We start from the raw sequence: 19,727 nt of genomic DNA, 5'->3' as shown, positions 1-19,727 counted from the left end.
TCACTCCCAACGCCCAGGCTTCACACTCAACGCCCAGGCTTCACTCCCAACGCCTGGCTTCACTCCCAACGCCCAGGCTTCACTCCCAACGCCGGGCTTCACACTCAGCGCCGACCTTCACTCCCAACACCCAGGCTTCACTCCCAACGCCCAGGCTTCACACCCTCAGCTCCCGCGGGCAGACTCCGCCGCGTCCTTCTCAGTCGACGCGCCCTGGTGAGCCAACTGCCCGCCGGCGCTTTCCAGGTGCGCCCGGACGAACCACTGGAACTTCTCCAGCGGACCGGCCTGTCCGATCAGCAGGTCCTGGGTCACCTGATCGAGTTCGTCCGTCTCCTCGATGGCTTTGCGGATGTCTTCGATCACACCGCTGTAAACCAGGTCCAGCGCCGCCAGGTGCGCCTGCACGGTGTCGCGGCCGACGGAGTAGTCGTCCCAGTCCCGGTCCTCGATGATGGCACTCGGAGTGCCCTTCGGCGAGGAGCCCAGCGCGGCGATGCGCTCGGCCACGTCGTCGGCGAAACCCCGGACCGCATCGACCTGCGGGTCGATCATCTCGTGTACGCCAATGAAGTTGGGGCCCACCACATTCCAGTGGATGTGCTTGAGCGTCAAGTGCAGGTCGTTGTATGTGCTCAACTGCCGCTGCAGGATCTCGGTCAGTCGCGCCGCCTCTTTGTCGCCCAAGCCCGGAATGGTGAACTGCGTCATCGGTTTCTCCCTGAAAAACTCGCCTACGTCTTTTCCCGGACCGAATACCCGATGGCCACGGCCTTAACCATCGCCACTACAGCGTGTGGATTTGCTGCACCGGCAGTCGCGGCCCCCGGCGCGGCTCGTAGGCCAGCCCGCTGACCTCCAAAAGGCGCACCACCCGGTGCCGATGCGGACGCATCGGTTCGAGCAGTTCGACCATGCCGGCGTCGTCGATCGGATAGCCCAGCAGCGTCCAGCCGATCATCTTGCAGACGTGGTAGTCGCCGACCGACAGCGCGTCGGCGTCACCGAACGCCCGTTGCGCGGTCTCCGCGGCGGTCCACACCCCGACACCGGGCAGCGACATCAGCGCTTCGCGGGCCTGGGCCGCCGGTTGCGACGTCAGGCGCTCCAGCGACGAGGCCACCCGCGCACACCGCACCACGGTCTGGGCCCGCCCGGGATCGACGTTGGCGCGGTGGAACTCCCAGGACGGGATGTACCGCCACGCGTCCGCCGAGGGCCGCACCCGCATTCCCTCCGGCGCCGGACCCGGCGCCGGGGTCCCGTACTTGGTGACCAGCACCCGCCAGGACCGGAACGCGTCGGCTCCGGGGACGCGTTGCTCGATGACCGCCGGGATCAGGGCTTCCAGCACCTGCCCGGTGCGCCCGAGACGCAGGTGCGGAACCATGCGGTGAGCGCGGGCCACCGTCGGATGGTGCGGCACGAAGTCCGAGGAGTCGTCGTCGGCGCCCAGCATCGCCGGGAACAACTCGGCGAACTCCGCGGCACCGTCGCCCCACGCGTCACACCGGGCGGTGTCGCGGCTCACGCGGCTGATGCGCGCCGTCACCGGTCCGCTGGGCAGCAGGCTGGTGCGCCAGATCGTTCCGTCACCCGGGGCACGGAAGCACGGGTCGCCGTGGCCGCGCCGGTGCGGCGCCAAGGCGGGCCCGAAGCCGCCGGCTCCGGGGAACGTCACGGTTCGCGCGATCTGCATCGTGACCAGTCTGCGCTTGATTGACCGCAAACAGTCAGTCGAGACAGGATGACGGTGTGACGACGCCCTTCGACGACCCGCAAGCCGAGCTGGCCTGGATGTTCCTGCAGAGCATGTGCGAGGGCGGGGATACCGACGAGGGCTTCACGCTGCTCAGCGACGACTTCACCTACTGGAGCATCGTCACCCGGGTGGAATACGACAAGCAGGAGCTGCGGGACGCCTTCGAGCGGCGCCGCAAGGTCTTCGAGTGCAACATCGACCTGCTGCGCTGCGTCAACGAGGGCGAGACGGTGGTCGTGGAGGGCCAGGTGGACGGCACCACAGCGGACGGCCTCCAGTACGAAAGCCCGTTCGTCTGCATCTTCGACACCCGCGACGGGCTGATCGTGTCGGTGCGCGAGTACACCGACACGCAGTCGCTGGCGAAGGTGTTCCCCTAATTGACCTCGATCTCGGCCTTGTTCGGGTAGAAGGCGACGTGCCCGGCGATCGCCGCGACCGCCGGATACGGGTTCTCGTAGGTCCAGATCGCGTCCGCGACGGTCTCGCCGGACGTCGTCGTCACGCTGTAGTAGCTGGCTTCGCCCTTGAACGGGCAGTAGCTGGCGGTGTCGGAGCGGGTGAGCCGGCCCTGAACCACGTCGGCCAGCGGAATGTATTGCACCAGAGGCAAAGTGGCCTCCTGCAGTCCCAGGGCCGCGGTCGTGTCGGCGACGAGTTCGCCGCGGATGCGGACCTGAACCCGGCCGACGGTCGGTTCGATCGTGATCGGGTGCCCGGCGCTGGGTTCCTTGATTTCCGGGTGGCTCATATTGCACCTCTTTCGTCGATGACCGATTTCAACGCGACCCCGGAATCGGCCATTCCCGCCCGGTCCAGCTACGGCACCGGTGCCCGGACAATCAGTCCGGCTTGAACAGGTCGCGCGCCGCCTGTGGCTTGCGCATGTCCGCCCAGAACCGGGCCGCCTCCCGGATCGATTCCTCGACCGGACGTGGCTGCCAACCCAATTCCCGCACCGCCTTGCCGTGGTCCACGTGGGCTTCGGCCCGCATCATCCGCACCGACTCCAGGCTGAGTTCGGCGTCCTTGCCGGTGAGTTTGGCCCGCAGGCTGCCCAGGCCGCCGAGGGCGTAGAGCACCGGCACCGGGATCGAGCGTTGCGGCGGTGGCACACCGGCCTCGTCGGCGGCGATGCGGATCACCTCGGTCAACGGGATCATCTTCTCCGAGACCAGATACTTCTCACGGTTTCGGCCGTGCTCGGCGGCCAGGATCATCGCCCGCGCCGCGTCCTGCACACCGACGACCTCGAGTTGGATGTCCTTCATCAGGAACGGCAGTTTGCCGAACACCGCGCCGGCGATAAAGGCGCCGTGCGGGGTGCCGCCCCAGTCGCCGGTGCCGTACGTCGTGGAGACGCACATCGCGACCGCCGGCAGGTTGTGCTCGGCGACGTAGCTCATCACCAGGTCTTCGGCCTGCACCCGGGACTGCACGTACGGGCTCACCCGGCGATCTGGCGGGATCCGGTCGGATTCGGTCGCGACGTGCCCGTGCCGGCGATCCACCGTCGCGTACGTGCTGGTGAACACAAACCTGTGCAGCGCAACGTCTTTCGCGACGTCGAGCACGTTGCGCAGGCCCTCGACATTGGTGCGGAACAACGGCGCCGGGTCGCGCAGCCAGGCGCGGGTGTCGACGACGCAGTAGTACACGTCGTCACAGCCGTCCATCGCCTCACGCACGGTGGCGGTGTCGAACACGTCGCCGTGAAAGCGGGTGACCGACAGGTCGTCGATGGAACGGGTGTTGGCGCCCGCGCGCACCATGGCCCGCACCTCGTGGCCGTCCCCGACCAGTAGCCGGGTGACGTGGGAACCCAGAAACCCGTTGGCGCCGATCACCAGTTTGGGTTTGGCACTCACTGCGTGCCGCCGTACTGCTGGAGGAACCGCGCGGCGTCCTCGTCGAGGTTGCCGAACTGCTGGGCTTTACGGCACCACTTGAGTGCGGCCTGCACGAAGCGCAGCGGGTTGTAGATGTCTTCCTGACGGCGCCACAGGCCGTCGCCGGCGTAGGTGATGATCGAGATGTTGGTCGCGGTGATCACGCTGCCGTCGCCGGGGTCGCGCATCGGGTTGTCCAGCTCCATGATGATCCGGCCGGTGGGCTCGTCGATCACCGACCACAACGACGGGAACTCGACCATGTGGCTGCCCGGAAACGCGGTCATGGTCCGCTGGATCCAGCTGCGCACCTCGTCGCGACCGCGCATGGTGCCGGCTGCGTGCTCGACGTACTCGACGTCGGGGGTGTAGTGCTCGACCCAGGCGTCCCAGTCGTGCGTCTCGGCGGCACGGGCCACCGTCTGCTCGAATTTCTCGAAGGCCGCGGCCAATTCGCTGCGGGGGAATTCCGGGCTGCTCACGCGCCGTTACACCTCACGGGCGGAGTGTAGCCTGGGGCGTTGCGGCGGTGAGCCGGTCCCCGGGCCGGTTAGGAGGACAGAAATGACGAGCACGCAACGAGCGGTCCTTGCCGGCGGCTGCTTCTGGGGCATGCAGGATCTGATCCGTCGACAGCCCGGGGTGGTGTCCACCCGGGTCGGTTACAGCGGCGGCGAGGTGCCGAATGCGACCTACCGCAACCACGGCAGGCACGCCGAGGCCGTCGAGATCATCTTCGACCCGTCGGCCACCGACTTCCGCACGCTGCTGGAGTTCTTCTTTCAGATCCACGACCCGACCACCAAGGACCGGCAGGGCAATGACCGCGGACCCAGCTACCGGTCGGCCATCTACTACGTCGACGACGAGCAGAAGCGCATCGCGCTGGACACCATCGCCGACGTCGACGCGTCCGGCCTGTGGCCCGGCAAGGTGGTGACCGAGGTCAGCCCGGTCGGTGATTTCTGGGAGGCCGAACCCGAGCACCAGGACTATCTGCTGCGCTACCCGCACGGGTACACCTGCCACTTCGTGCGGCCCGGCTGGAAGCTGCCGCGGCGGGCAGACGCGCAGCGCTAGCGGCGCCGGCGCACGACCACGCGCCCACCGTCCTTGGGCGTGAACGCGACCCCGCGGCAGTGGCGACGTTCATCGGGTGCCGTCGTGGATTCGATGACGAACTGGCGCAACACCGTTCGCAGCACCACGTCCATCTCCATGTTCGCGAATGCGGCGCCGACGCAGCGACGGGTGCCGCCGCCGAACGGGATCCAGGCGAACGTGGAGGGCTTGCCGCCGATGTAGCGCTGCGGGTTGAAGCGCTCCGGATCGGGAAAGACTTCCGGATTCTCATGGATCTGCCCGATGTTGACGACGATCGATTCGCCGCGCTGAACCGCCCAGTCGCCGAGTTGGTAGACCTCGGGATAGACGTGCCGGCCGGACAGATCGATGACCGTCCGGGAGCGTTGGACTTCGAGGATGGTCGCTTGGCGTAGTTCGCCGCCACCGTTGTCGGCCTCTTCGACCAAGTCCGCCAACACCTTTGGGTGGCGGGTGATCCGTTCGAAGGCCCAGGCCAACGTGGAAGCGGTGGTTTCGTGGCCGGCGGCCAGCAGCGCCAGTAGCTCGTCGCCAATGTCCTTGCGCGACATGACCGAACCATCCTCATAGGTGCTGCGCAACATCAGCGCGAGCACGTCGTTGCGGTCGGCGAAGTTCGGGTCCGCCCGTTCGCCGTCGATCAGCTTGTCGATCACCAGGTCGTACCGGCGGCGATATTCGGCCAGCCGGCCCCACGGGCTGAACCGGCCGAAAGCGCGCCGCGGCATGGGCACAGCTGCCAGCCGCGAGCCCAGGGTGACCCAGGGCGGAATGATCCGGCGCAACTCGTCGAGTTCGGCACCTTCAGCTCCGAACACCGCGCGCAGGATGGCATTGAGGGTGATGTGCATCATCGACGGCAGGGTCGCGAACGCCTGGCCTTCGGGCCAGTCAGCGGTCTCGCGCAGGGTCTCTTCCTCGATGATCGTCTCGTAGTTCTTCATGCTCTTGCCGTGGAACGGCGGTGCCAACAGCCGACGCCGTCTCCGGTGATTTTCGCCCTCGAGGCCGAACACCGATCCCGAGCCGAACATGCGACTCAGGTTGGGCTGGATATTGCCCAACACGTCGGGACTGGTGGTGAAGACCTGTTTGGCCAGTCGTGGATCCGAGACGACCAGCATGCGGCCGTACATCGGGATGTGCAGGGTGTACGCGGTGCCGAGACGCCGGGTGAAGCTCTGCAGCATCCGCCGCCGTACCAACGCAAAACCCATACCCTGCAACAGCTTCGGCAGTCGGGCCGCCGGTGGCGCCTTGCCGGCCGGTAGGACTGGGGCGTCGGTCACTGCTTGGCTCATCGAGCGCGACTTCCTTCCTCGAAACCCGGAGAACGGGGGTTGGTACTGCGATGTACCACCGGCCTTTCCTGGTACGGTACTCGGTGGTACCACGCATGACAAGCGGATCGGGAGGAGTTCGTTACGTGACGGCGGTTGTCGACGACGCGGTGTCGGCCGAACCCGACCCGTTCCGGCTTCGGCTGCTCGACGGCCTCGACGCGTCGATCCGTGAGCGGGGATACCGCGCGACCACCGTCGCCGACATCGTCCGCCACGCGCGCACCTCCAAGCGCACTTTCTATGACCAATTCCCGAGCAAGGAACAGTGTTTCCTGGAACTGCTGCGGTTGGAGGTCCAGATCATGGCGGCCGACATCCGCGGCGCGGTGGACCCAGAGGCCGACTGGCACAACCAGATTCGCCAAGCCGTCGAAGGTTATGTCGGCAGCATCGAATCCCGGCCGGCCATTGCGCTGAGTTGGATCCGGGAGCTGCCGTACCTGGGTGACATCGCTCGCCCCGTGCAGCGGCAAGGGCTGGAATTGTTGACCAACCTGCTGATCGACCTGAGCGGCAGCCCCGGTTTCCGGCGCGCCGGCTTGCCGCCACTGACGCCGCCGTTGGCGGTCATCCTGGTGGGCGGCCTGCGGGAACTCGTCGCGCTGGCCGTCGAGGACGGTAAGCCCGCGCGCGACATCGTCGAGCCGGCGGTGGATGCGTCCATCGCGCTACTCGGGCCGCGACACTAGGGCTAGAGACGCAGGAACGCGCGCACTCGGTCCAGCACCAGGTCCGGGCGCTGATGGACGATCCAGTGCCCCACCCCGGGAACCAGCTCGACCTCGAAATCCGTGATGTGGTCGGCATATTCGTCGGCCAGATCCGGGGTGATCACCGGGTCTTCGGTACCGGTCAGCCAGCGCACCGGCACCTCGACTCGAGCCGAGTCGTATTCGCCGCGCATCCAGCTCAACATTTCCCCGGCCTGGAACGAGCGATACCACCGCGAACCGGCCTCGGCGTGGCCGGGCTGCCGCATCCGCTCGATGTAGACAGCGATGTCTTCGTCGGCGAGGTTGAAGCCGCCGCCGACCCAGGAACCCAGCGCGCGGGCGAACCGGGCCTTGCGATCGCGCAGCAGTCGCGGACCGAGCACCGGCACCGCAATCGGGATCTGATACCAGAGCCGCCAGCTGTTGCGGATCGAGCCCAGGTCACGTTTGACCCACGGCGCCACGGTGTTCATCCCGAAGAATCCGGTCACCTTCTCGGGATGGCGCAGCATCATGATGAAGGCCGCCGGTCCACCCCAGTCGTGCGCGACGAGCTTCACCGTGTCGATGCCGAGATGGTCCAGGACGCCGGCCAGATCCTCGGCCATCTCGCTCTTGAGATACCGCGACGGCGGCGCCGAGCTCCAGCCCGCGCCGCGCAGGTCCGGGCACAGCACCCGGTACCCGTCGGCGGCGAGCGGTCCGATCAGCTCGTGCCATTCCCACCAGTTCTCCGGGAACCCGTGCACCAGCATCACCACCGGACCATCGGCCGGGCCGGCCTCCGCGACGTGGATGGTGAGCCCGTCGCCGAGGTCCACGTAGCGGTGTTCGACGCCGTCCAACTCGGGCATGGTGGTCATGCCCGAAAAACTACTGCAAGAACCGCTCCACGTAGGGGGCGAAGCGTTTCCGCAGATCGGCTCCGTCCAGCCCGAACATCTCGAACGAGGTCTCAACGCTGCCCAGCCGGCCCCGTCGATGGCCGTCCAGATAGTCACCGACGGCGCCGCGTACCTCGTCGGTGAAAGGTTCACCGGCCAGCGCGTACACGCGTTCGGCGACGCCGAGTTCGTCGGCCATGAAGTCGTCGAAGCGAACGTCGACCGAACGGTCCGGGCCGATGGTGTCGCGGTCGCGGACCAACGCGGTCAGCATGTACTCCAACCGGTCGATCCAGTAGTCGGCGATCTCCCGGACCGGCACCGGGGAGCGGTGCATCCGCGCCGAGTAGGTGATCATCGCGATCATCGACAGCGCCACCGGCACGGGGTCGCGGTGGGTGAAGATCACGATGCTGTCGCCGAAGACGCGGTTCAGCACGGGCACCTGTTCGAGGTGCTGGGGGGATTTGAGCAGCCAGCGCCTGCCGCCGCGCAGGAACTGCATTGCCTTGAGTTGCCGGGCCAGGTGGACATAGTGCGGCGTCTGGTTGTGGGTCTGGTAGTAGTCCCGCCAGCGGGGCACGTCGCCGAGCGTCTCGAACAGCATCGTGGAGAAGTCGTTGGCCAGCAGCTGGATTTCTTCGTGGACGTGGTCGGTGGTCATCTCGTGCATGAGCGCGAAATGCGGCATCACCAGGTTGATCACGTTGACCGCGACGTCCATACGGGCGCGGCGCGGGTCCGGATCGATGCCGTGTTCAGCCGGTAGCGGGAACGGCTCGTTGCTCTCCCAGTACGGCATGGTGCGGAAGGTGGGCGGTGCGGCCAGCAGATTGTGCAGGTGGGTGGTGCCGGTGCGGGGCAACCCGGCGATCACCACCGGCGCACGCAACTCGATGTCGTCGATCTCCGGATGGCGGCGCTGCAGATCGGTCAACAGCAGCCGGTTCTTGAGCAGCTGCAGCAGCTGGCCGAAGAAGTTGACCACCCCGGCCTCATGCAGGCCGTCGATCTCGCGTAGCGCGGTCAGGTAGACGTCGAGCCGTTCGCGGTAGTCATCGGCGCCGAAGTCGGTCAGGCCGGTGTCCTCGCTGGCCCGGGCGTGCAATGCCTCAGATTGCAGCGGGCACTGGGGGGCCATCGCGGCCATCATGTCCAGGATCGGCTGGGCCTCGGCGCTGAACCGGGGCCGCCCCAGGTCGTCGAGCTGGACGGGCTGGCGAGCGGGATCGGTCACGGCGAGTTATGTTACTCTGAGTTTCGTAATGGTAGTAGATCTGGGCCGCCCTCGGGATCCGCGTATCGACGCGGCAGTACTGCGCGCCACGGTCGAGCTGCTCGCAGAAACTGGGTACCCGGGCCTGTTGGTCTCGGCGATCGCCGAACGGGCCGGCACCAGCAAGCCCGCCATCTACCGTCGCTGGCCCAGCAAGGCTCACCTGGTGCACGAGGCGGTGTTCCCGATCGACGCCGCGACCGAGATCCCCGACAGCGGGTCGCTGCCCGACGATCTCCGCGAGATGGTCCGGCGCACCACCGCCGTGCTGACCACACCCGCCGCCAAAGCGGCGCTGCCCGGCCTGGTCGCCGAGATGGCCGCCGACCCGAGCCTGCATTCGGCGTTGCTGGAACGGTTCGCCGGAATCTTCGCCGGCGGGCTGACCGAACGCCTCCGCGGCGCCGCGGCCAGCGGCCAGGTCCGGCCCGACGTGAGCGCCCCCGAGCTGGCCGAGGCGATCGCCGGCCTGACGTTGATCGCGCTACTCACCCGCATCAGCGAACTCGACGACGCCTGGGTCGAACGCACCACCACATTGCTGCTGAAAGGAATCGGCGCATGACACACGAATCGACCGGCGCCTGGCAGGAACTCCTGGCGACACTCGGGGAACTGGACCGATCGTTCCTCGAAGGCGACAAAGCCGTCACCGACGACCGCCACGTCGCCGACGGCTACCGGATGCTGGCCACCACCCTGGGCGTCGGCTTCGACACCTACCTGTTCCCCGAGCCCGGTCGGCCCCAGTTCGTCGCGGTCAACACGCCGTCCCGGCGCGACCGGCGGTGGGGCGGTGACAACACCGACGCCTACTACTTCGTCTGCCCGGTCGATCCGCAGCGGCGCTACCGCATCAGCGGCAACAAGGGCGACAGCGTGTACTTCTCGTTGACCGCCTACAACGAACCTTCGCCCGGCGTCTGGTCCGACCGGGTGGTCGCGATCGTCCGCGACACCGACCTCGATGTCGATGCCGACGGCAACTTCACCTTCGAGTTCCCGCCGACACCCGATGCCGCGGTGCTCATGACGCGCGACTACCAGGCCGACCCGGTCACCGGGCGGCCCGTCAGTTGGCACATCGAAGCGCTCGACGAGCCGGACCCGATCCGGCACGGCGACGCCGAGACCGCGGCCAGGTTGCGCGCGATCGCCACCTGGATGCGCACCATGTTCGCCATCGTTCCGCTGGCCGTGGGCGTACGCACTCAGGACGGGCACGCACTCGGGCACGAAGTCGCTTACAGCGCAAACCAATTCGCCGATCCCTACCAGGTGCCCGATGCCAACTTCGGCTGGTCGGCTCGTGACGCCTGCTACGCCTACGGCAGTTTCGTGCTCGAGGACGACGAGGCGCTGGTCATCACACACCGGCCACCGCCGTGCAGGTTCTGGAATCTGGTGGTGTGGAACCAGTTCATGGCCACCTACGGCGCCGAAGACGGCCGGTGCTCGGTCAACTGCCGTAGCGCGGTTCCCAACGCTGACGGCTCGGTCACGGTCGTGTTGTCCAACGGCACGACGGCGCACCCGAATTCGCTGACGACGCTGGGTTATCCGCGCGGAAACCTGGCGTTTCGCTGGTTCCTGGCCGACGAGGTGCCGGCGCGGCCCGAAGTGCAACTGGTGAAGCTCTCGGAGGCGCCTACGAGGGTGGCGTCATCACCGAGCGTGTAGCCACCGCGAAAAAATCGCACGATTTTGACAGTAGCTACACGTTCGATGACGGCGCCGCTATCGCTAAGTCTCCCGGACCAGCTCGATGGCACGCCCCAGCGTCGCGAGCTTGGCGTCCAGGCTCTCACCGGCGGGATACAGCCGCACGGTGTCCACCCCGGCGTCGCGCCAATCCGCAAGGCGCGCACGGACCATGTCCTCGGTCCCGATCAGCGTGGTGGCCAACACCATCTCGTCGGTGACCAGTCCCGCCGCACCGGGCCGGTCGCCGCGCTGCCATGCCTCGCGCACCGCAGCGGCGACCTCGGCCCAGCCCTGCCGGCTGTAGGCCTGGTTGTAGTAGTTCGTGCTGGCCGATCCCATGCCGCCGAGACTGAACGCCAGTTCCGTCTTGCGCGCCCCGACCATGGTGCGCAGTTCGTCCTCGTCGCGGGCGAACGCGACCTCGGCACCCTGACAGATGTCGAGGTGGGCGCGGGTCCGGCCGGCAGCGGTCAGGCCCGCGTCGAGATGGGCGAAATAGGCCTCGTCGGCGCCTTCCGGAACGAAACTGGTGCCCAGCCAGCCGTCGGCGACCCGCCCGGTCAACCGCAGCATGGCGGGTGACAAGCTGGCGAGATAGATCGGAATCGGGTGTTCGGCGCGGGTCGACAGTCGCATCGGCTTCGCCTCGCCGCCCGGTCGCGGAATGCGGAACTCGTTGCCGGAGTAGGAGATTCTGCCACCCGCGAACACCTGCCGGACGATGTCGACGGTCTCGCGGACCCGGGCCAGCGGCGCCTCGAAGCCGACGCCGTGCAAGCCTTCGATCACCTGCGGTCCGGAGGCGCCGAGCCCGAGCAGGAAACGCCCGGCGGACAGGTTGGCCAGGGTGATGGCCGTCTGCGCCACCAGCACCGGGGAGCGGGTGCCGACCTGCAGCACGCCGGAGCCGAGCAGCATCCGCCGGGTGCGGGCGGCCAGATATCCCAGCGCGGACGGCGCATCCGTTCCCCACGCCTCGGCGACCCAGCACATGTCCAGGCCCAGCTTCTCGGCCTCGACCACGAAGTCGACGGTCTCGGCCGCGGCCACCGACAACTCGACGGTCGTTGCGGTCCGCATCAGCGCACCCCGTGTTCGGCCAACCTCTTGATCGCGCCCAGCGTCTTGTCGATCGCGGCCTCGAATTCACGCAGCCGCACGAACACGATCTTCTGCTCTTTGTCGGGCATCGCGTCGATGGCATTGGACAGTCCCGAACGGCCCGGGCCCAGCTGGGTCCAGAACGACAGCGCGGTGCCACCGTCGCGGGGAGTCAGGCGAAACCGCCAGGTCGCCGCGGGGTCGGCGGGTTCGCCTACCGCCCAAGCGAATTCGCGCGGTTGGTCGTAGGAGACGATCCGCGACGTGGTGCTCCACTCGCCGAATGCGTCGTGTTGGTTGTGCCCGACGAAGCGGGCGTCGAGCCGCGCGGCGGTGGCTCCGTCCAGCCACTCGACGGCCTGCAGCTCGTTGGACAGGGTCGGCATCAACTCGATGTCGGAGACCAGACTCCAGACCCGCTCCGGGTCGGCGTCGATCCAGGTCGTGGCTTCTACTGTCGGCTTGTCCGAATATCGCGCTCCGGTCCACTCCATCGATCCATTGTCCCCCAGATGAAACGCTTCGAGACTGCGCCCAGGGTGACCCGATGTCGTGAACGACACACCCTGGCCGCAGTCTCGGCGCCACCAGCTAGTGATGGGAGTTATGCGGCGATCAGCTCCTGCCCGACAGGCTCCTCGGCCTTGCTGCGCGACCGGAATTTCCACGAGTCGGGGAACGTCAGCCGCACGATCTTGCGCACGACGGTGCCGAACTGCCGCAGCAGCGGACCCTTGTTGTAGGGGATCCCGTAGCGCTCGCAGATCTCCTGCACCTCCGGCGCGATCTGCGGGTACCGACGGGCGGGCATGTCCGGGAACAGGTGGTGCTCGATCTGGTGCGAGAGGTTGCCGGACAGCACGTGGAAGATGTCCCCTCCGGTCAGGTTCGCCGAACCCAGCACCTGGCGGAAGTACCACTGGCCGCGGGTCTCGTCCTTGGTCTCCTCGACGGTGAATTCCTGAGTGCCGTCCGGGAAGTGGCCGCAGAAGATGATCATGTACGACCACACGTTGCGCATCAGGTTGGCCGTCAGGTTGCCGGTGAAGACGAACGGCGCGAACGGGCCGGCCAACAGCGGGAAGGCGACGTAGTCCTTCAGCGACTGCCGGCGGGTCTTCTTCCAGATTTCCTTCAAGGTGTCGCGCTTGTCCCGCACGCTGATCTCCCCGGAGCGGATCCGCTCGGTTTCCAGCTCGTGCAGGGCGACGCCGTACTGGAACAGCACCATCAGCAGAAACGCATAGACCGGGTTGCCCAGGAAGTACGGCTCCCACGGCTGGTCCTCGCTCATCCGGAGGATGCCGTAGCCGATGTCGCGGTCCATCCCGACGATGTTGGTGTGGGTGTGGTGCATGTAGTTGTGCGAGTGCCGCCACTGGTCGGCCGGGCAGGCGGTGTCCCACTCGAAGTCACGGCCGGAGATGGTCGGGTCACGCATCCAGTCGTACTGGCCGTGCATGATGTTGTGCCCGATCTCCATGTTGTCCATGATTTTCGCGACGCCCAGCATGCCGGTGCCGAACAGCCAGAACGGTGGCAGGAACAGCAGGGCGCGCCCGCCGACCTCCAGGCCGCGCTGGATCTTGATCATCCGGCGGATGTAGTCGGCGTCCTCTTCGCCGAGGTCGGCCATCACGCGTTCGCGGATGGCGTCGAGCTCGCGGCCGAAGGCGTCGGCCTGCTCTTTGGTGAGGGAGATCTTGTTCTGTGACATGACTTTTCCTCCTTGAGTTCGTTGGTGGCTAGAGGTCTATCTCGACGTCACCGACGGGGACGGTGACGCAGATCTGTACTTTTTCGTCGGGCTGGGTGGAGATTGCGCCGGTGACCAGGTTGCGTACGGTGCCGGAGGTCTTGCGGCGCGTGCAGGTGTGGCAGATCCCCATCCGGCACCCGTTCTGCGGTTGCAGGCCGGCCCCTTCGGCCTGTTCCAGGATCGAGCGACCGTCGTCGACGACGTCGACCTGGCTGTCCGCGAAGGCCAGCCGGCCGCCGGTCGGTTCGGCCGGTGCGTCGATCACCGGGGGCACGAAGCTTTCGGTGAACACGTTTTCACAGACCGCCTTGACGGCATCCACCAAAGCGGTTGGCCCGCAGACGAACACCGCGTCGGGTTCGGGCATCGCCGCCGCCAGGTGTGCTGCTCCGAAACGGCCGTCCAGGTCGCCGGAACCGGACCGGGTGTAGCCGTGCAGCACTCGTACGCCGGGCAGCTGGGCCAGCTCGGCGCGGTAGCAGGCTTCGGCGGCGGAGCGCGCGTAGTGCACGAATGCGATGTCGTGACCCGACTTCCGCAGATGTCCTTCGGCGACCAGGGTGCGCAACATCGCCAGCACGGGCGTGATTCCGCTGCCGCCGGAGACGAACAGGATTCGGCGCGGCCGTTGCGCCGGCAACACGAAGTCTCCGCCGATACCGTCCAGCCCGACCACCATGCCGCGGCGGGCCTGCTCATACAGGTACGTCGAGACCAACCCGCCGTCGTGCAGGCCGATCGTCAGCTCCAGGTGCGTGCTGCCCTCGACGTTGGCCGGGGAGTAGCAGCGCGAGTGCATGCGCCCGTCGATCTCGACGGTGACGTTGACGAACTGCCCGGCCTTGACGGTGTAGCGCTCGGCGAATGCGTCGTTGGGGACCAGCACCAGGGTGACGCTGCGCGGCGTCGTCCGCCGCACCTCGACCACCTTGGCGCGGGCCTCTGCCGACGTCCAGGTGGGCGTCACGAGCTCGGTGTACCGGTCGACGCCGTGGGGACCGGTGAGCAGGTCGACCAGGTCGGAACCCAGGACCCGCTTACCGAAATTCCGGGCGAACGTCCGAGTGAAAGTTTGAGTGAACATGTGTACACCGTGACATCAATAGCCGCTGGTGGTCAAGGGTTTTCCGCGGTCCTGTGTTACGGTTCACATAGTGAACAGTCGTACTCCTAGCTCACATTCGCGGCGCAGCGTCCAGGATCGGCCCCGGGACAGAAGCCGCGACGGTGGCCGTGACACGCCCTCCCGCGAGGAACGCAAGGAGGCGACCCGGCGCGCCATCATCGCCGCGGCCCTGAAGGCGCTCAACGACCGCAGTTTCAGCGGTCTGAGCCTGCGCGAGGTCACCCGGGAAGCCGGAATCGTGCCTGCGGCGTTCTACCGCCACTTCGAGTCGATGGAGGCGCTCGGGCTGGTTCTGATCGACGAATCGTTCCGCAGTCTGCGCGATACGCTGCGCGGCGCGCGCGCCGGGAAACTCGACCCGAACCGGGTCATCGAGTCGTCGGTCGAGATCCTGATCGGCAGTGTCGCCGAGAAGCGCGAGCACTGGCGCTTCATCTCCCGGGAACGCTCCACCGGAGTTTCGGTGCTGCGCTATGCGATTCGCACCGAGATCCGGTTGATCACCTCGGAGCTGGCTACCGACCTGGCCCGGTTTCCCCGGCTCAACGAATGGAGCACCGAGGATCTCAACGTGCTGGCCAGCCTGTTCGTCAACGCGATGATCGTCACCGCCGAGGCGATCGAGGACGCCCAGAGCAACGAGGCGCTACAGGAGATCCACCGGATCGCCGTCAAGCAGCTGCGCATGATCGCCATCGGGGTGGCGGGCTGGAAATCCAGCCCCTGAGTCACTCCTCGACGACGGTGTACAGCGAATCGCCGTCCTCGGGAGTGCCGTCCACCTGACCGCGGTGCACGCCACCGGGTAGCGCGTCCTCGATGCTCGGTCCCGGCGCGGGACGGAGCACATCGGGCTCTTCGGCGGCCAGCTTCTGGTCGAGTGACTCCCCTTCGCGCTCTTCACGCGGTGTCATGCCGTACTTGTCGGCCTCGCTCCACTGCTCAGGCGGGTCGACGACGGTGTCGCCGTCGTCGTTGCGGAGTTCGTCGGAATCGGTTGACTCTTGTGGTCTCAGGGTGTCGCCGGGGCCGCCTTCCATAGCCGATTGGTTGCCCATGTCCGCGTGGGCTAAACCCGCAGCCGCAGACCCTTCGAGAACCGCGGATCGTCGTGACGTGAACCTCGTGGCCGAACTGAGGTCAGATCGCTTGGCGAGCAACGGATGTCATCGCGGTTCTCGCCACATGGGCCACAGCGTCGGTCCCCCGCCGGGGACTTTGATCTCACCTGTGACGGTGAACCCGAAACGTTCGTAGTACGGGATGTTTTCGGGCTTGGACGATTCCAGGTAGGCCGGACAGTATTCGGCGTCGCAGCGCTCCAGCCGCGACCGCATCAACACCTGGCCGAACCCTTTGCCGCGCACCGCCGGGTCGCTTCCGATGACGGCCAGATACCAGTGCGGCTCTTCGGGATGGGCCCGCTTCATCAATTCCAGCAGTTGACGGGCCGGACCCGAACGAAAGCCGAACACCCGCAAGAACATCGGGATCTGCGCCAGCTCCGCGCGCCGCGATTCGCGCCACCGGTCCGGCGGGTCCCACAGTGCCGCCGCACCGATGCCCGGGCCGTCGACCGCCACCTCCACACCGCCGTGAGCCAGGTGGTGATGGCGCGTCGTCGTGGCGAACACGCGATGCAGTTGCCTGCGTCGCACGTCGTCGTCGGGTAGCAGGTACATCGCGACCGGATCGTCGAAGAACGCGCGGCCCAGAGTGCGTCCCAGAGCGCGGACATCGCTCCTTTGCGCGGGGCGCACGTGCGGGGTCACCGCAGTCACGTTAGGCGAACAGGTATCGCGGCAGCTAGTGCACGCCTGGGTCCGTCCCGGGCAGGACCATTCGGAGTCCGGTGGGCGTAGAGTCTAACCGGCCCTCGCGCGCGAGGACTTTGACCGAGGGGATGGCCGTGGCAGAAGGTTTTGCGCAACTCCACCAGCGCATTGCGGGGCTGGCGCGCGAACTGCACAGCCGGCCCGGCGTCTACAGCCAAGATGTCATCGACCAGCTGGTGGTCGAGGCCGCCCAGACGATTCCCGGCGCACAGTATGGCGGTCTGACCGTCACCAACCCACGAGCCGGAATCACCACCCCGGCCAGCACCCATCGATACCCGATCGTGCTCGACGAGATTCAACAGCGCTACGGGGAGGGTCCGTGCCTGATGGCCGCCTGGGAGCACCACACGGTGCTAGTCGATGATCTGTCGACCGAGACCCGGTGGCCGAAGTACAGATGCGCCGCGCTCCGGCAGACACCGATCCGCTCGATTCTGTCGTTCGAACTGTTCACCAGTGACCAGACTTTGGGGGCGCTGAACATCTACGCCGATGCGCCCGGGGCTTTCGACCACGCAGCCGTGGAGGTGGGGATCGTCTTTGCGACGCATGCCGCGCTGGTGTGGGACAGCGTCCGTCGGGAAGGCAGTTTCCAGAGTGCTCTGGCGAGTCGGGACATCATCGGCCAGGCGAAGGGCATCCTGATGCAGCAGTTCGACATTGACGCCGTGCGGGCGTTCGAGCTGCTCAAGCGACTGTCGCAGGAGTCCAACACGCCGTTGGTCGACATCGCCCGGCGCGTGGTCGATCTCAGGAAGGCTATTCCGGACAGCTGATCGGGCGGTGCCGGGCCGACCTTACGATGGTGTCGCTCCTTCGACGATGCCGGTGCGACGCTGCGCCGGGGAACGGTGATCTACGGTGTGGGACTTCGAAACCGATCCTGAATACCAGGCGAAGCTGGACTGGGTCGAGCAATTCATGGTCGACGAACTCGAGCCGCTCGATTTGGTTTCGCTCGATCCGTACGACAAGAACAACGCCGAGATGATGGCGATCCTGCGGCCGTTGCAGCAGCAGGTGAAGGATCAGGGCCTGTGGGCCGCGCACCTGCGCCCGGAACTCGGCGGGCAGGGCTTCGGTCAGGTCAAGCTCGCGCTGCTCAACGAGATACTCGGGCGTTCGCGGTGGGCACCGTCGGTGTTCGGTTGCCAGGCACCGGATTCGGGCAACGCCGAGATCCTGGCGCTGTTCGGCACCGAGGAGCAGAAGGCCCGTTACCTGCAGCCGCTGCTGGACGGCGAGATCACGTCGTGTTATTCGATGACCGAACCGCAGGGCGGTTCGGATCCCGGCATGTTCGTCACCACCGCGACCCGGGACGGCGACGACTGGGTGATCAACGGGGAGAAGTGGTTTTCCAGCAACGCCAGGCACGCGTCGTTCTTCATCGTGATGGCCGTCACCAACCCCGAAGGCCGCACCTACGAGAAGATGTCGCTGTTCATCGTGCCGGCCGAGACGCCGGGTATCGAGATCATCCGCAATGTCGGTGTGGGAGCCGAATCGTCCAAGCGCGCCAGCCACGGTTACGTCCGGTACAACGACGTCCGAGTGCCCGCCGATCACGTGCTCGGCGGTGAGGGCCAGGCCTTCATGATCGCCCAGACCCGCCTGGGCGGCGGTCGCATCCATCACGCGATGCGAACAATTGCGTTGTCGCGCAAGGCATTCGATATGATGTGCGAGCGGGCGGTGTCGCGCCGGACCCGGCGCGGGACGCTCGCTGACTTTCAGATGACGCAGGAGAAGATCGCCGACAGCTGGATCCAGATCGAGCAGTTCCGGCTGTTGGTGCTGCGCACCGCGTGGCTGATCGACAAGCACCACGACTACCAGAAGGTGCGCCGCGACATCGCGGCGGTGAAAGTCGCGATGCCGCAGGTGCTGCACGATGTCGCCCAGCGTGCCCTGCATCTGCATGGCGCACTGGGGGTTTCCGACGAGATGCCGTTCGTCAAGATGCTGGTTGCGGCCGAGTCACTGGGTATCGCCGACGGGGCCACCGAGTTGCACAAGATGACCGTGGCACGCCGCACGCTGAAGGAATATCAGCCGGTGACAACGCCTTTCCCGTCTCAGCACATACCCACCCGCAAGGCCGAAGCCGAGGCGCGACTGGCCGCCCGCCTGGAACACTCCATCGCCGAGTTCTGACCGCCCCGGCTTCCCCGCGAGCAGACGCAAAAACCCCTCATTTCGGCACGAAATGGGGGTTTTTGCGTCTGCTCGCGCTAGGAAATGTAGCGGGCCACGCTCTCGGCCACGCAGGCCGGCTTGGCGGCTCCCTCGACTTCGACGGTGGTCGACAGCGTCGCCTGAACGGTGCCCTCACCCAGGTCGTCGACGCTGACCAACTTCGACGTCGCGCGCACCCGCGAACCGACCGGCACCGGCGACGGGAAGCGAACCTTGTTGAGCCCGTAGTTGATTGCCAACTTGATGCCGTTGACCGTGTAGATCTGGTGCTGCAGTCGCGGCAGCAGCGCCAGGGTCATGAAACCGTGCGCGATCGTCGTGCCGAACGGTCCCTTGGCCGCCCGTTCCGGGTCGACATGGATCCACTGGTGATCGCCGGTCGCGTCGGCGAACAGGTTGACGTCGTCCTGGGTGATCGTCACCCAGTCGCTGTGCCCGAGGGTCTCCCCCGCCGCGGCGGTGAGCTCGGCGACTGACTCGAAGCTGCGCATGGTCTCTCCTCTGTGTCTATCGGGGGTATGCATAGAACTTATGCGGCTACTGCTGATCGCCGACACGCACGTCCCGAAACGGGCCCGCGACCTACCCGCGCAGGTATGGGACGAGGTCGCGACCGCCGACGTCGTCATCCACGCCGGCGACTGGGTGACCGTCGACCTGCTCGACGAACTCGAAGCCAGGTCGGCACGGCTGCTGGCGTGCTGGGGCAACAACGACGGCCCGGAGTTGCGGTCCCGGCTGCCGGAGCGGGCTGCTGCGACGTTGGCCGGCCTGCGCTTCGTCGTCGTGCACGAGACGGGCGCCACCGCCGGGCGCGAAGCCCGGATGTCGCGGCTCTACCCGGACACCGACGTGCTGGTGTTCGGCCACAGCCACATCCCGTGGGACACCACCACCGCTACCGGGCTGCGCCTGCTGAATCCGGGCTCGCCCACCGATCGCCGCAGGCAGCCGCACTGCACATACCTGACCGCCACGGCGCACGAGGGGACCCTGCGCGACGTCGCGCTACACCGACTCAATAAATAG

At 66.8% G+C, this 19,727-nt stretch carries 24 protein-coding genes; 9 read left to right on the top strand and 15 right to left on the bottom strand.

What is annotated here, in order from left to right; translation table 11 throughout:
* Positions 1-165: 165 nt before the first annotated feature.
* On the bottom strand, positions 166-711 hold the full coding sequence (locus tag AC5Y47_RS10585) for a Dps family protein (RefSeq protein ID WP_499943907.1): 546 nt from the start codon (positions 709-711) through the stop codon (positions 166-168).
* A gap of 76 nt (positions 712-787) precedes the next feature.
* Positions 788-1,699, bottom strand: a complete 912-nt coding sequence (locus tag AC5Y47_RS10580) for a DNA-3-methyladenine glycosylase family protein (protein WP_499943906.1) — start codon at positions 1,697-1,699, stop codon at positions 788-790.
* Positions 1,700-1,797: 98 nt separating this feature from the next.
* Between AC5Y47_RS10580 and AC5Y47_RS10575 the strand changes: the two genes are divergently transcribed.
* Positions 1,798-2,142 (top strand): nuclear transport factor 2 family protein, encoded by a 345-nt coding sequence (locus AC5Y47_RS10575; protein WP_499943921.1) that lies wholly within the window; start codon positions 1,798-1,800, stop codon positions 2,140-2,142.
* On the opposite strand, the gene AC5Y47_RS10570 is transcribed toward AC5Y47_RS10575, so the two are convergent.
* From AC5Y47_RS10570 to AC5Y47_RS10560, 3 genes are all read right to left on the bottom strand, one after another.
* On the bottom strand, positions 2,139-2,513 hold the full coding sequence (locus AC5Y47_RS10570) for a DUF427 domain-containing protein (RefSeq protein ID WP_499943905.1): 375 nt from the start codon (positions 2,511-2,513) through the stop codon (positions 2,139-2,141). The genes AC5Y47_RS10575 and AC5Y47_RS10570 overlap by 4 nt on opposite strands.
* Positions 2,514-2,604: 91 nt before the next feature.
* Positions 2,605-3,630, bottom strand: a complete 1,026-nt coding sequence (locus AC5Y47_RS10565; RefSeq protein WP_499943904.1) for an NAD-dependent epimerase/dehydratase family protein — start codon at positions 3,628-3,630, stop codon at positions 2,605-2,607.
* The gene (locus AC5Y47_RS10560) at positions 3,627-4,133 is read right to left on the bottom strand and encodes a nuclear transport factor 2 family protein (RefSeq protein ID WP_499943903.1); all 507 of its coding nucleotides are present in this window, start codon (positions 4,131-4,133) and stop codon (positions 3,627-3,629) included. The genes AC5Y47_RS10565 and AC5Y47_RS10560 overlap by 4 nt, the downstream gene beginning before the upstream one ends.
* An 82-nt stretch (positions 4,134-4,215) precedes the next feature.
* Between AC5Y47_RS10560 and msrA the strand changes: the two genes are divergently transcribed.
* Positions 4,216-4,731, top strand: coding sequence for a peptide-methionine (S)-S-oxide reductase MsrA (gene msrA, locus AC5Y47_RS10555; RefSeq protein WP_499943902.1), 516 nt, complete (start codon positions 4,216-4,218; stop codon positions 4,729-4,731).
* On the opposite strand, the gene AC5Y47_RS10550 is transcribed toward msrA, so the two are convergent.
* Positions 4,728-6,056 carry a cytochrome P450 gene (locus AC5Y47_RS10550; RefSeq protein ID WP_499943901.1) on the bottom strand — a complete coding sequence of 443 codons (1,329 nt, stop codon included), beginning with the start codon at positions 6,054-6,056 and terminating at the stop codon, positions 4,728-4,730. The genes msrA and AC5Y47_RS10550 overlap by 4 nt on opposite strands.
* Positions 6,057-6,181: 125 nt before the next feature.
* Here AC5Y47_RS10550 and AC5Y47_RS10545 point away from each other — a divergent pair, with 125 nt between their 5' ends.
* Complete coding sequence (locus tag AC5Y47_RS10545; protein ID WP_499943900.1) at positions 6,182-6,787, top strand: TetR/AcrR family transcriptional regulator; 606 nt, start codon at positions 6,182-6,184, stop codon at positions 6,785-6,787.
* Between the two features lie 2 nt (positions 6,788-6,789).
* Here the strand turns inward: AC5Y47_RS10545 and AC5Y47_RS10540 are convergent, their stop codons facing one another.
* Entirely contained in the window at positions 6,790-7,674 is an 885-nt protein-coding gene (locus AC5Y47_RS10540) for an alpha/beta fold hydrolase (protein ID WP_499943899.1), read from the bottom strand.
* 10 nt (positions 7,675-7,684) lie between these two features.
* On the bottom strand, positions 7,685-8,848 hold the full coding sequence (locus tag AC5Y47_RS10535; protein WP_499943920.1) for a sulfotransferase family protein: 1,164 nt from the start codon (positions 8,846-8,848) through the stop codon (positions 7,685-7,687).
* Positions 8,849-8,960: 112 nt separating this feature from the next.
* Here AC5Y47_RS10535 and AC5Y47_RS10530 point away from each other — a divergent pair, with 112 nt between their 5' ends.
* Together AC5Y47_RS10530 and AC5Y47_RS10525 are read left to right on the top strand one after the other, a co-directional pair.
* Entirely contained in the window at positions 8,961-9,536 is a 576-nt protein-coding gene (locus tag AC5Y47_RS10530) for a TetR/AcrR family transcriptional regulator (protein WP_499943898.1), read from the top strand.
* On the top strand, positions 9,533-10,651 hold the full coding sequence (locus tag AC5Y47_RS10525; protein WP_499943897.1) for a DUF1214 domain-containing protein: 1,119 nt from the start codon (positions 9,533-9,535) through the stop codon (positions 10,649-10,651). The genes AC5Y47_RS10530 and AC5Y47_RS10525 overlap by 4 nt, the downstream gene beginning before the upstream one ends.
* 63 nt (positions 10,652-10,714) lie before the next feature.
* On the opposite strand, the gene AC5Y47_RS10520 is transcribed toward AC5Y47_RS10525, so the two are convergent.
* The 4 genes from AC5Y47_RS10520 to AC5Y47_RS10505 all read right to left on the bottom strand — a co-directional run bounded on the left by AC5Y47_RS10520 (position 10,715) and on the right by AC5Y47_RS10505 (position 14,619).
* Positions 10,715-11,755, bottom strand: coding sequence for an LLM class flavin-dependent oxidoreductase (locus tag AC5Y47_RS10520; RefSeq protein ID WP_499943896.1), 1,041 nt, complete (start codon positions 11,753-11,755; stop codon positions 10,715-10,717).
* The gene (locus AC5Y47_RS10515; RefSeq protein WP_499943895.1) at positions 11,755-12,270 is read right to left on the bottom strand and encodes an SRPBCC family protein; all 516 of its coding nucleotides are present in this window, start codon (positions 12,268-12,270) and stop codon (positions 11,755-11,757) included. The genes AC5Y47_RS10520 and AC5Y47_RS10515 overlap by 1 nt, the downstream gene beginning before the upstream one ends.
* 110 nt (positions 12,271-12,380) lie before the next feature.
* Positions 12,381-13,493, bottom strand: a complete 1,113-nt coding sequence (locus AC5Y47_RS10510; protein ID WP_499943894.1) for a fatty acid desaturase family protein — start codon at positions 13,491-13,493, stop codon at positions 12,381-12,383.
* Between the two features lie 28 nt (positions 13,494-13,521).
* Positions 13,522-14,619 (bottom strand): flavin reductase family protein, encoded by a 1,098-nt coding sequence (locus AC5Y47_RS10505; RefSeq protein ID WP_499943893.1) that lies wholly within the window; start codon positions 14,617-14,619, stop codon positions 13,522-13,524.
* Positions 14,620-14,689: 70 nt separating this feature from the next.
* Between AC5Y47_RS10505 and AC5Y47_RS10500 the strand changes: the two genes are divergently transcribed.
* A complete protein-coding gene (locus AC5Y47_RS10500) occupies positions 14,690-15,388 on the top strand; it encodes a TetR family transcriptional regulator (RefSeq protein WP_499943892.1) in 699 nt (232 codons plus the stop codon).
* Position 15,389: 1 nt separating this feature from the next.
* Here AC5Y47_RS10500 and AC5Y47_RS10495 read toward each other — a convergent pair whose 3' ends face one another.
* Together AC5Y47_RS10495 and AC5Y47_RS10490 are read right to left on the bottom strand one after the other, a co-directional pair.
* Positions 15,390-15,719: a hypothetical protein gene (locus AC5Y47_RS10495; RefSeq protein ID WP_499943891.1), complete on the bottom strand. Its 330-nt coding sequence runs from the start codon at positions 15,717-15,719 to the stop codon at positions 15,390-15,392.
* 108 nt (positions 15,720-15,827) lie between these two features.
* Positions 15,828-16,433, bottom strand: a complete 606-nt coding sequence (locus AC5Y47_RS10490; RefSeq protein WP_499943890.1) for a GNAT family N-acetyltransferase — start codon at positions 16,431-16,433, stop codon at positions 15,828-15,830.
* 131 nt (positions 16,434-16,564) lie between these two features.
* Between AC5Y47_RS10490 and AC5Y47_RS10485 the strand changes: the two genes are divergently transcribed.
* Together AC5Y47_RS10485 and AC5Y47_RS10480 are read left to right on the top strand one after the other, a co-directional pair.
* Positions 16,565-17,275 (top strand): GAF and ANTAR domain-containing protein, encoded by a 711-nt coding sequence (locus tag AC5Y47_RS10485; protein ID WP_499943889.1) that lies wholly within the window; start codon positions 16,565-16,567, stop codon positions 17,273-17,275.
* 85 nt (positions 17,276-17,360) lie between these two features.
* Complete coding sequence (locus AC5Y47_RS10480; protein ID WP_499943888.1) at positions 17,361-18,656, top strand: acyl-CoA dehydrogenase family protein; 1,296 nt, start codon at positions 17,361-17,363, stop codon at positions 18,654-18,656.
* A gap of 77 nt (positions 18,657-18,733) precedes the next feature.
* Here the strand turns inward: AC5Y47_RS10480 and AC5Y47_RS10475 are convergent, their stop codons facing one another.
* The gene (locus AC5Y47_RS10475; protein ID WP_499943887.1) at positions 18,734-19,189 is read right to left on the bottom strand and encodes a MaoC family dehydratase; all 456 of its coding nucleotides are present in this window, start codon (positions 19,187-19,189) and stop codon (positions 18,734-18,736) included.
* A 40-nt stretch (positions 19,190-19,229) separates the two neighbouring features.
* Here AC5Y47_RS10475 and AC5Y47_RS10470 point away from each other — a divergent pair, with 40 nt between their 5' ends.
* Entirely contained in the window at positions 19,230-19,727 is a 498-nt protein-coding gene (locus AC5Y47_RS10470; protein ID WP_499943886.1) for a metallophosphoesterase family protein, read from the top strand.

Source organism: Mycobacterium sp. NGS22 (assembly GCF_059813095.1).
Note: the sequence above shows the minus strand (reverse complement) of the source record. Positions and strands in the feature narration are given on the sequence as shown.